Source organism: Pirellulales bacterium, from assembly GCA_035939775.1.
In the GTDB taxonomy this organism is placed as follows: Bacteria; Planctomycetota; Planctomycetia; order Pirellulales; family DATAWG01; genus DASZFO01.
The window spans coordinates 1-2,858 of sequence record DASZFO010000259.1; the positions used below are offsets into that span (position 1 = coordinate 1).

A 2,858-nucleotide genomic window follows, 5' to 3' on the forward strand; every position below is an offset into this window, starting at 1 on the left:
CCGGCAGTTCGACAATATCCCTCAAGCGCCGACGCAGCCGATGCCCGTGCGCCAGCCGGTGAACTGGGCCGGCGGGCCAGGGCCCCAGGAACGGCCGGACGCCAATTCAACCCGCCCTTTTACGCCCCCGGCCGGCAGCCCACCGGCGCAGCGATTGGACAACGCGCTGATCATTGCGCGCGTCGGAGCGGATGTCGTTCTAGCCTCCGACTTGGTGGGCCAATACGGCAATTACCTGGCCGCTCAGGCTCAGGGTGCGCCGGAATCCGTTTTGGCGCCCGCCCGCAAGGAGTTGCAGGACCAGATCCGCAACATCGCGGATATCAAAATCCTCTTTGCCGAGGCCACGAAGACGATCCCTCCGGAGGCCCTTAAAGACATCGAAAAGAAAATCACCGACGAATTCGACAACGCCAAGCTCAAGGAAATGATGAAGCGGGCCCAGTGCAACACCAAGGAAGAAATTGAAGCCAAGCTGCGCGAGGTCGGCACCTCGGTCGAGCGCCGCCGAAAGGCCTTTTACGAACAATCGGTGGCCATGATCTGGCTTCAGCAGCAGATCAAGGAGGAGGAGATAACGTACGGCGAAATATTCGCCTACTATCAGAACAACGGCACGAAATTCGACCACGAAGCGCAATCACGTTGGGAAGAATTAACGGTGCTCTTCAATCAGTTTTCGAGTCGCGACGAAGCGAAGGCCGCCATTGTCAAACTGGGCAATGAGGTCTTGAACGGCAAGCCGTTTGCCGAGGTGGCCAAAGCCGGCTCGCAAGGCCCAACCGCCGCCAGAGGAGGCCTGCGCGATTGGACAACCAAAGGTAGCCTCAAATCGGCGATCCTGGACGAAGTCATCTTCACACTCGAAGTCATGCGGATGAGTCAGATTTTTGCAGATGCCGATGGATTCCACATCGTCCGCGTCATCGAGCGCAAGGAAGCCTATCGCACTCCGTTCACCGACGCCCAAGTCGATATCCGCAAGCAGCTCAAAGCCGAGCAAATCGAGAAGAAGAGAGCGGCCTATCTCGCGAAGGTCCGCATGCAGAATCCGATTTGGACCATCTTTGACAGTCAAGGGCCCGACGGAGTGGCAAGCGGCAAGTGACAAGTGGCAAGTTGAGGTGGCGCTTGTCCCGCAACATTGAACTCAAGGCTCGGCTGCCCGATCCGGTCGCTGCGCGAAGGGTCGCGGAGCAGATTTGCGGCGAGGCCGAGATCCAGCGGCAAACTGATACGTATTTCCATTGCGCTCATGGCCGTCTAAAACTTCGTGAGATCGAGGGGGTCGGGGCGCAGTTGATCTGGTACGATCGCCCCGATAAGGCCGAGCCGAGGGGAAGCGATTATCTGTTGACGCCGGTCATGGAGCCGGCGGCCCTGCGAAAGGCGCTCGCTATGGCTCTGGGCGTTCGCGGCGTCGTCCGCAAAAATCGCCGGATCTATCTCTCTCGGAACGTCCGAATCCATCTCGACGAGGTGGAAGGAGTCGGCAGTTTCCTCGAATTCGAAGCGGTCCTTGACGAGCAAACCGACGATGCAGCCGGCCGGCGCCAAGTGGATGAACTCCGACTGCAGTTCGGCATCGCCGTGGACGATTTGCTCACCGGCTCTTACGGTGATATGCTTGTCCGGCCCGAACCGTGAATTGTCTAACTGCCGCGCGCCCGGTAAACTGCTAGTATGCGGGGTGTTAATCGCCGCAGGCGGTGTTGTTCCCCAGCCCCGAGTCCCCAGCCTCCGGCCTCTATGCTCGGCAAACTCAAACTCGGCACCCTGGAAATCGAGCTGCCGGTCGTCACCGGCACCGAACAGGAGCAAGCGATCGACATCTCCCGGCTCCGCGCCCAAACCGGCTTCGTCACGCTCGACGAGGGATACGTCAACACCGGCGCGACGACGAGCGCCATCACATTTCTCGACGGCGAGAAGGGAGTGCTCCGTTATCGGGGTTATCCGATCGAAGTTCTGGCCGAGCAATCGGACTTCGTCGAGGTGAGCTACCTGCTGATCTACGGCGAGCTGCCGACCGCCAACCAGCTCGACGCCTTTCGCTTGTCGCTCCAGCGGCATACGATGCTGCACGAAGACATCCGGTCGTTCTACAACGGCATGCCGCGCGACGCCCATCCGATGGCCACGCTCAGCTCCGTCGTCGGCGCGCTTTCGACCTTTTATCAGGATTCGCTCGACCCGCGCGACGCCCGGCAGGTGGAAATCTCGGTGCACCGGCTGATGGCCAAGTTGCCGACGATCGCCGCCAACAGCTTCAAGAAGTCGATCGGTCAACCGTTCATCTATCCGCGGAACGACCTTTCGTTCTGCGAGAACTTCCTGCACATGATGTTCGCCGTCCCCTGCGAGGAATACCAAATCGATGTGGATTTCGTCGAAGCGCTCAATCTGTTGCTGATCGTCCATGCCGACCACGAGCAGAATTGCAGCACCTCGACCGTTCGCATGGTCGGTTCGAGCGACGCGAACCTGTTTGCCTCGATCTCGGCGGGCATTTGCGCCTTGTGGGGACCCCTGCACGGCGGGGCGAATCAAGCCTGCATCGAAATGCTCGAGGAAATCCGCCGCGACGGCGGCAACGTCAAGAAATACGTTGATCTGGCCAAGAGCAAAGACGGCGGCCACCGGCTCATGGGCTTCGGGCATCGGGTCTATAAGAACTTCGATCCCCGGGCGACCATCATCAAGGCCACCTGCGACAAGCTGCTCAAGAAGCGGCGGATCGACGACCCGATTTTCGACATCGCCCAGGAACTCGAAGCCACCGCGCTCTCCGATCCGTATTTCATCGAGCGAAAGCTCTATCCGAACGTCGATTTCTACTCGGGAATCGTCTATCGCGC

At 59.8% G+C, this 2,858-nt stretch carries 3 protein-coding genes; all 3 read left to right on the plus strand.

Annotated features, from left to right (window positions below; genetic code table 11):
- Positions 1-1,108: peptidylprolyl isomerase (locus tag VGY55_16245; protein ID HEV2971528.1), on the plus strand; the 1,108-nt coding region annotated here is incomplete at its 5' end.
- A 23-nt stretch (positions 1,109-1,131) separates the two neighbouring features.
- Positions 1,132-1,647, plus strand: coding sequence for a class IV adenylate cyclase (locus VGY55_16250; protein ID HEV2971529.1), 516 nt, complete (start codon positions 1,132-1,134; stop codon positions 1,645-1,647).
- Positions 1,648-1,749: 102 nt separating this feature from the next.
- The coding region (locus tag VGY55_16255; protein HEV2971530.1) for a citrate synthase at positions 1,750-2,858 on the plus strand (1,109 nt) is incomplete at its 3' end.